The organism is Aporhodopirellula sallentina SM41 (assembly GCF_000346505.1).
In the GTDB taxonomy this organism is placed as follows: Bacteria; Planctomycetota; Planctomycetia; order Pirellulales; family Pirellulaceae; genus Rhodopirellula; species Rhodopirellula sallentina.
This window is the reverse complement of the sequence record NZ_ANOH01000037.1, coordinates 1-7,710: the sequence shown is the minus strand read 5'-3', so window position 1 is coordinate 7,710 and position 7,710 is coordinate 1. Positions and strand designations below refer to the sequence as shown.

Annotated in this window: 8 protein-coding genes; 4 read left to right on the top strand and 4 right to left on the bottom strand. The window is 57.7% G+C overall.

What is annotated here, in order from left to right:
- The 4 genes from RSSM_RS01705 to RSSM_RS01690 form a co-directional block, all read right to left on the bottom strand.
- Window positions 1-304 (bottom strand): tetratricopeptide repeat protein (locus RSSM_RS01705; RefSeq protein WP_008673827.1); only part of this gene is annotated, 304 nt, incomplete at its 3' end.
- A 144-nt stretch (window positions 305-448) separates the two neighbouring features.
- On the bottom strand, window positions 449-970 hold the full coding sequence (locus RSSM_RS01700) for a DUF1844 domain-containing protein (RefSeq protein WP_008673825.1): 522 nt from the start codon (window positions 968-970) through the stop codon (window positions 449-451).
- 1 nt (window position 971) lies between these two features.
- Complete coding sequence (locus RSSM_RS01695; RefSeq protein ID WP_008673823.1) at window positions 972-2,621, bottom strand: CTP synthase; 1,650 nt, start codon at window positions 2,619-2,621, stop codon at window positions 972-974.
- Window positions 2,622-2,660: 39 nt separating this feature from the next.
- On the bottom strand, window positions 2,661-3,686 hold the full coding sequence (locus RSSM_RS01690; RefSeq protein WP_044300595.1) for an aldo/keto reductase: 1,026 nt from the start codon (window positions 3,684-3,686) through the stop codon (window positions 2,661-2,663).
- Between the two features lie 480 nt (window positions 3,687-4,166).
- On the opposite strand from RSSM_RS01690, the gene RSSM_RS33550 reads away from it, so the two are divergent.
- The 4 genes from RSSM_RS33550 to RSSM_RS01675 all read left to right on the top strand — a co-directional run.
- Window positions 4,167-4,901, top strand: coding sequence for a histidine kinase (locus RSSM_RS33550; RefSeq protein WP_008673821.1), 735 nt, complete (start codon window positions 4,167-4,169; stop codon window positions 4,899-4,901).
- Entirely contained in the window at window positions 4,810-6,159 is a 1,350-nt protein-coding gene (locus tag RSSM_RS01685) for a sensor histidine kinase (protein WP_160168082.1), read from the top strand. The genes RSSM_RS33550 and RSSM_RS01685 overlap by 92 nt, the downstream gene beginning before the upstream one ends.
- Window positions 6,156-6,815, top strand: coding sequence for a response regulator (locus tag RSSM_RS01680; protein WP_008673818.1), 660 nt, complete (start codon window positions 6,156-6,158; stop codon window positions 6,813-6,815). The genes RSSM_RS01685 and RSSM_RS01680 overlap by 4 nt, the downstream gene beginning before the upstream one ends.
- 299 nt (window positions 6,816-7,114) lie before the next feature.
- The coding region (locus tag RSSM_RS01675) for a DUF1559 family PulG-like putative transporter (RefSeq protein ID WP_008673816.1) at window positions 7,115-7,710 on the top strand (596 nt) is incomplete at its 3' end.

Sequence of the window (7,710 nt, the reverse complement as noted above, 5' to 3'; positions counted from 1 at the left end):
CCTCGATCAACTCCGGCGGATCCGACTGCATGTAGCAAACGCCGAGGTAGTGCGCGACCTTCGGGGCGAGTTTGTGATCCGGGTAACGACTGAGGAACTGTTGCCAATTCTCGATCGCGAGATCCACCGCGCCATTGGTTTGGAAGTTCGCCGCGTCAGCGTAAAGAGCCATCGCCGCGGGATCGGATTTCGCCCCGTCGTCTTGTGCTCGCAACGTCGTCGGGACGCTCGCGAGGACGAGTATCGACGTCAACAGCAGAGCAACGAAACGCGGTAAATCGATGCCACGACGGAGAATCAACATTCAAGATCAATTCGTTTGAGAGAAATTGACGTGCGAGGAACGCGAGCAATGGCATGCGCACTCTAAGCAAACCCATCGTGGGTTTCGTGAATACTCAACATCGCCGAATGGAAGTTTAACAGCTTCCATCACCGGGCGTTTGCATCAATCGCGGACGCTCACGTAGGTCATTCGCAACGCGTGCAGGGCTTCGCCGAGCATCTTCGACTCGTTTTCGGTCAGGTTACCCTCCGTCTTGCTCGTCAACATTTCGAGCATGTCGATCGAGTGCTTCGCCATCCGCTTGTCGACTTTCGTTTCCCCGTCGACGGGGCTGGGCATTTGGCCCAACGCACTCATCGCCTGCGTGAACAGCATCGACACCAAGACCTCGAAACTCGGCGCCGGCAACGGTGGGCCGCTATCGCCAGACGCATTCGGCGAAGGTGCCGAATCCGCGGCGTCCGCTGTTTCTGGCGTCGCACTCGCGGTTGATTCAGTGCCGGTCGCTTCAGTACCCACCGTTTCACTCGCGGCGCTACTGCCACTTTCGGGGGCGTCACCGTCGGCTGTTGTTCCTTGGGCCGCCGCCTCTTTTTCCTTGGCGACCTGCTCCTTCCAATCGGAGTCAACGATGATTTTTGGCGATTGCTGAGTCGTTTCGTTTTCTTCGTTCGGTTGGGTCATTCTAACTAGACGCTTCTGCTGCTTGGATTTCGATTTCGTCAGTAACACGTTTCTTTCGCCGCAGAATCGCCGCGTCGACAAAATCAACAAACAGCGGATGAGCGGCTAAGGGTTTACTCTTGAACTCGGGGTGGAACTGGGCCGCGACGAACCACGGATGCGATGGGATCTCGACGATCTCAATCAATCCACCGTCGGGGCTACGTCCCGAGAACTGCATGCCGGCTTTCTCGAACACGTCGCGGTATTCGTTGTTGAACTCGTACCGGTGACGATGGCGTTCAGCGATCGCTTCGACGCCATAGGCGAGGTGCGCCCGCGAGTCCGGCGTCAATCGAGCCGGCTGGCTGCCCAAACGCATCGTGCCGCCCATCTGCGTCACGTTCTGTTGTTCGTCGAGCAAACAAATCACCGGGTAAGCAGTGTCTTTATCGAACTCGGTCGAGTGAGCACCGGCGAACTGCATGACGTTTCGCGCGTATTCGATCACGGCGAGTTGCATGCCGAGACAAATGCCAAAGAACGGGACGCCTTTCTTGCGAGCAAACTCGATCGCCTGCACTTTGCCTTCGACACCACGTTCGCCAAAGCCGCCGGGGACCAAGATCCCGTGGTAACCCGAAAGCAATCGTTCGGCACCTTCGCGTTCGATGTCGCTGCTTTGAATCCGACCGATGCGGATTTGGGCATCGTGGTGCATGCCCGCGTGATCGATCGATTCGTAGATCGACTTGTACGCGTCCTTGTGCTCGGCGTATTTTCCGACGACCGCGATCGACAGCTCGTGACGTGGGTTTCGCAAACGATGCAACAGATCCGTCCACGGCGTCATGTCGAGGTTGCCGGCGGAGAGGCCGAGTTTGTCCACGACGAGTTCGTCCATCTTGTTGTCGACCAGCGACAGCGGAACTTCGTAGATCGAGAAGTCTTTGTCCTTCTCTTCGATCACCGCTTCGGTTTTCACGTTACAGAACAAAGCGATCTTTTCACGGTCGTCGCGACTGATGCTGCGTTCGGATCGGCAAACCAAAATGTCGGGTTGAATCCCGATCTCGCGGAGTTGCCCGACCGAGTGCTGGGTCGGTTTCGTTTTCAGTTCGTCAGCGGCCTTCAAATACGGCACCAGCGTCAGGTGCATGTACAGGCAGTTCTCGCGTCCAACGTCCAGCGAAAATTGACGGATCGCTTCGAGAAACGGCAGGCTCTCGATGTCACCGACCGTACCACCGATTTCGGTGATCACGACGTCGACGTCATCGCCGCCCATGCGTTTGATCACGCGTTTGATTTCGTTGGTGATGTGCGGAATCACCTGGACCGTTTTGCCGAGGAACTGACCTTTGCGTTCCTTCTCGATCACCGACAGGTAAATCTGACCGGTCGTGTAATTGCAGTCGCGGTCGAGCTTCCCGGACGTGAACCGCTCGTAGTGACCGAGGTCGAGGTCGGTTTCTGATCCGTCGTCGAGGACGTACACCTCACCGTGTTGGTAAGGGCTCATCGTGCCCGGGTCGACGTTGATGTACGGGTCGAGCTTCTGCATTCGGACGCGGAGCCCGCGCCGCTCGAGCAGCATTCCGATCGAGGCGCTAGTCAGCCCCTTGCCGAGTGAACTAACAACGCCGCCGGTAACAAATATGTGTTTGGTCATGGATGATGATGATACCGGAGTGCGGAAAACGCGAAAGTCTCATTTTCCCCCATACCACACGCCCCGCAACCACTGGTGCCGTCGCAACCGTTGCAATACTTCTGGTGTGAAATCGGGTAGCCCGTCCGCGGCCACGTTTTTCGCGACCTGTTCGGGGTTTCGCATGCCGACGATGACGGTGCTGACCGCGGAATGAGACTGTGAGAATTTTATTGCCGCATCGGCGAGTGAATAGTCGTCGGACAAACCGAGTTCCTCCAAATCCGCCGCGATCTCGGAAACCCGCTCCGCCGTCCGATGCATCCGGTCGCCACCAAAATAGGTGCTGCGGAAGTCGTCGGCCGGGAACTCGTGGTCGGCCGCGTATTTGCCGGTCAGTCCGCCTTCATCGAGCGAAACGCGAACAATCACCCCGGTCCCGGTTTCCTCGGCGACGGGGAACAACTGAGCGGCCGGTTCTTGCTCGAACAAATTGAAGATCACCTGCACGACGTCGACCAGCCCGTCACGCATCAATTGCACGACGCAGTTCTGATCCTGTTCGGGCGTGCAAATGCCGATCTTGCGGATCTTGCCCTCTTCTCGCAGTTTCTGCAAAACGAGCAGCGGCTGCGGGTCGTCGTTCCATGCCCGCGTCCACGTGTGCAACTGCAACAAATCGAGACAATCCGTTCGCAGGTTCCGCAAGCGTTCCTCGACGTTCGACCGGATATACGCCGCCGAATAGCGATCCTGCCAACGACAATACGGACTCGGCGGCCACGGTCCGGCCGAGGGCGGCGTTTTCGTTGCGACGTGAATGGTTTCGCGAATTTGCGGCGGGACGTTGCCGAGCACGTCGGCGATCACATGCTCACTGCGTCCGTCGCCGTATCCGGGCGCGGTGTCGATGAAGTTGACCCCCGACTCGATCGCTTTTTCGAGCGCCGAAATCGACTCGGAATCATTCTGCACACCCCACTGGCCCCCCAACGCCCAGCCGCCAAACCCGAGTGTCGAAACTGCGAACCCGTCACGACCGAGACGATTCTGTGCGAGCGACGGGTTCGATCGGGGAGCAGTCATGGTGAATCGGGTGTATGGGGATGGATAAGGCGCGAAACCTCCCGAACGAGTCTCCTCGGTCGAGCAGCACCGCGCGTCGTGAATCCGCGTCGTGAATAAATGAGGGAGGGCGAACCGGTTTAAAGATACCGCCCGCCGACCATCCTCTCCAGCGGTCGCGCCGCCCGTTTTTCGCCCCGCACGCAGCCTCCTCGGAATGCCACCGCCGGTTCGATAAACCTGCCTTGCGTCGAGAACCATATCCCGGTCGCGTATGCGTTTGCGTTTGTGCCGGTCCGTCGTTGCTGCCTCGTCGTGGTCGCCTCCTGTTTTCACAGGATGGGCGAAATCACGCGTCTTGCGTTGCGTTAGACTGACGGGGGATGCGAACGGTTTCCACTTTCGCATCCCGACCAGTTTCCCGGGTCGTTCCCCACCTCCCTTCTCGACGTTGAATCAGCCAGCGATTTGCATGCCTCTCGCCATGTCCGATTAGCTCGAATGCTCGCGTGGTTGCTGCTCGTTTTTGCTGCCCACTCGTCGCTCGGTGACGACTTCTCATTGGAACGCACTCCGCACCGCGACACTCCGCAACGACTGCTCGAAGAACGATTGCTAAAGATCGACAGGAGCCTGCAGCTCCTGGCACGGCCGAGCATGCGGAGCGGGGTTGGTGCGATCGGCTATCGCTCTTCGGCCTCCGACGACCCGAACGAAACCGTCGAGATCACGATCCGATTGGCGGAGGAAACCTCGATCGATCAAGTCGTTCTGGTTCCTGCGATCTGGCGTGACACAACGTTGGGTTTTCGCGCCGATGGCTTTCCGGTTGCGTTCAACATCAGCGTCGGATGCGACGACGATGAGGGTCACCGCGTCGCGAGCTTGACGTCCGACGATAACCTGTTGCCTCGCATCGCCCCCGTGGTCGTCGACATCGAACCACAAAACGCATCATGGATACGTGTCGAAGCGACGCAGTTGTCCCGACGCGCTTGGGATAACCGCTACGTGCTGCAGCTCTCGGAGATCCTCGTGTTCTCCGGTCGCGAAAACGTCGCGCTGCACCAGAGCGTCGAATCCTCATCGAGTGATGAGTGGGAACAAGGCCCTACGCAAACGAAAATACCTCGTCGATGGATTCATGCCCTACCTCATGAACGGCGTGGGAGGCGAGCAAAGCATGGCGTTCATCAGCAGAGTCGAAGGCGATGTGTTGCCGACGCTTTCGGTTGACTTGGGCTCGACCTACGAAGTCGAACGAATTCATTTTCATTCGACTGACCAGAGCGATACGATCCCCGCGAGTGCCCCCGAAGGCTTCGGTTTTCCCGGACGCATCGTTGTCGAAGGCGCGTTCCAAGAAGACTTCTCCGATGCCGTGACGTTGCTCGAGTATGTCCGCGAATCGGAAACCGACACAGGCCCCATTGTCATGCAACGTTTCCCAAAGACCGCGTGTCGCTACGTGCGAATGAAGCTCGATGATTTGCCGAAACATATGGGCTACAACCTCGAAACCAAGTTCGTTGGATTCGCAGAGGTTGAGATCTTCAGCGACGGAATCAACGTTGCCATCGATCGGTTATTCGATGCCAACTTTCGCGTCTTCGGGTTCACCCGCTCTCTTCAATCGTTGACCGATGGAAACAACATCTACGGACAAATCATTTCCATCAAACAATGGATGCATGAACTCTCGACGCGGCATCAATTCGAATCCGAACGGCCGCTGATCATCGCCGAACTGAACCGTCGCTATTATCAACAGTCGACCGTTATCCGTCGACTGACATGGCTCGTCGTGGTGCTCGTGCTCGGCACGATTGCCGCACTCATCATCGGACACACGCGGCGACAACGGGCCATCAATCGAACGCGTGAACAGATCGCTGCCGACCTTCACGACGAACTCGGTGCGAACCTACACGCACTCAGTCTGTTGGCCGATATCGCTCACGTGAACCGAGCCTCGCCCGACAAACTCTCTGACTTGTTGCAACGCATCCGCGCGCTCTCGCAGCGCAGCGGCATGTCGGCTCGCTACTGCTCGAACCTGTTAGAGTCGAAGGGCCTCTTCGAGAACCTCGTGCACGACATGCGGCGAACATCAGAAAGGATGATGGCCGACCTCGAACACAAACTTACGATCGTCGGCGAAGAACACCTGAACTTGCTTTCACACCGCAACCGGATCGATCTGTTCCTGTTTTACAAAGAGTGCTTGGCCAACATTCTGCAACACTCCAACGCAACCCGAGCCTCAACCAAATTGGTTGCGGATCCGAACGAGGTCCGTTTGATCGTTACGGACAACGGTTGTGGGCTGGTCGCTCAAATCGGCGATCGGGTTCCCAAATCACTCGGACGCCGAGCCCGACTTTTGGGTGCTCAGGTGACCGCTGAAAACCTCCCCGACCACGGCACACGAATCACGCTGACGCTACGCCAAAGCCGCATCTCAAGTTGGCGATCGAGAAGAGAAGCAACATGAAAACAGTAGACCTGATGTTGATCGAAGACAATCCGGAATATCGCGAGGTGATTCGCATCGCTCTGGCGGACCATCCGGAGTTTCATCTCGCGTGCCAGTACGGGACTGCAGAGATCGCGCTGCGCGAACTTAAAAACTCCGACTCGTCGTTCCCACATCTGATTCTTCTCGACCTGCGACTGCCTGGCATGGATGGGCTGACCGCTCTCGAAAAGATCCTATCGGTCTCGCCGGATATTAAGGTGATCGTGTTAACGCAATCGGATCTTCCACATGATGTCGTGCGCGCCATTTCGCTCGGTGCGGCTGGATATCTTTTGAAGACCGCGACGCTCGAGGAGATCACCGATGGCATCGCTGCGGTCATGCGAGGTGATGCGACCATCGATCGAAGCGTCGCGAAACACTTGCTCGATGCGTTGCGGAAGAAACATCAAAAGGCCGATCCGGCTGAGCTTCTCACTCATCGCGAATTGGAAGTGCTCGGGCTGCTGGCGGAAGGATTGGTTAAGAAGGAGATCGCCAACGAACTCGGTATTCGCTACGCGACCGTCGATACCCATATCACTCATATCTACGAAAAGCTCGGCGTGAGCAACGCGCCCGGCGCCGTTCACCAAGCCCACCGTCTCGGGCTGCTGGCTCCCGGCGAGTAATACAGCCTTCTTTATTAGACGTGTCGTGGCAAGCTTCCCCACGGCGGCTGCACACCAATCCCCGCCGTCGGTCTGGTGCGGGAACACATTCTGCAGAAAAAGTCCTCTATATCATGTGAACGCCTGAGGGACTTGCCGCCCCCTTTGCGTCTATCATTACACCACTACAACGCCACTGCGGGCAGCGTCGGACCTTTGCCCGTGTTGCCCCAATTGCCATCGCGGTGGGTTGAGGTGCAGCCAAACATCGGGCTGTCGCTGACAACTTTTCTGTCTTTCTTCTTAAAGGGTGTTTTCAAATGCGTCACCAAAAGCGCGAACCGGGCGGCTTCACACTGGTGGAACTGCTGGTAGTCATCGCAATTATCGGAGTCCTCGTTGGACTGTTGCTACCGGCCGTCCAAGCCGCTCGTGAGGCAGCTCGCCGGATGAGCTGCAGCAATAATTTCAAACAGATCGGATTGGCCATCCACAACTATCATTCGGCCTACCGGCAACTGCCCACTCACGGTTCGGGAACGATGCCCCTGCTGCTGCCACCGGGCAACGTTGCCAACGGACCGTCGCAGGTTTGGCGAAGCACAACGATCGCGAGTCGCGAGAGCCTCAGCATGCTCGTAGGCATCCTTCCGTTCATCGAACAACAGGCAACGTGGGAAAAGATCAGCAACCCGAGTTCCGAACGAACCGACGGCAACCTCAGCGCCGCGATCGGGACCGTCGCCAATCCATGGAACCCAATGGGGCCAACGCCGCAGGACATCAACTACGTCCCATGGGCTACCGAGATCGTCGCGTTCCGCTGCCCGAGTGATCCCGGATTCGGTTTGCCCGCACTCGGCCGAACCAACTACGCCGCGTGCATCGGTGATTCCGCTGTGCAATCCGACTACGG

Bases quoted from the DNA above. Each gene is read 5' to 3' on its own strand.
- RSSM_RS01695 (WP_008673823.1), bottom strand. From the start codon at position 2,621: ATGACCAAACACATATTTGTTACCGGCGGCGTTGTTAGTTCACTCGGC.
- RSSM_RS01700 (WP_008673825.1), bottom strand. From the start codon at position 970: ATGACCCAACCGAACGAAGAAAACGAAACGACTCAGCAATCGCCAAAA.
- RSSM_RS01680 (WP_008673818.1), top strand. From the start codon at position 6,156: ATGAAAACAGTAGACCTGATGTTGATCGAAGACAATCCGGAATATCGC.
- RSSM_RS01685 (WP_160168082.1), top strand. From the start codon at position 4,810: ATGCCCTACCTCATGAACGGCGTGGGAGGCGAGCAAAGCATGGCGTTC.
- RSSM_RS01690 (WP_044300595.1), bottom strand. From the start codon at position 3,686: ATGACTGCTCCCCGATCGAACCCGTCGCTCGCACAGAATCGTCTCGGT.
- RSSM_RS33550 (WP_008673821.1), top strand. From the start codon at position 4,167: ATGCTCGCGTGGTTGCTGCTCGTTTTTGCTGCCCACTCGTCGCTCGGT.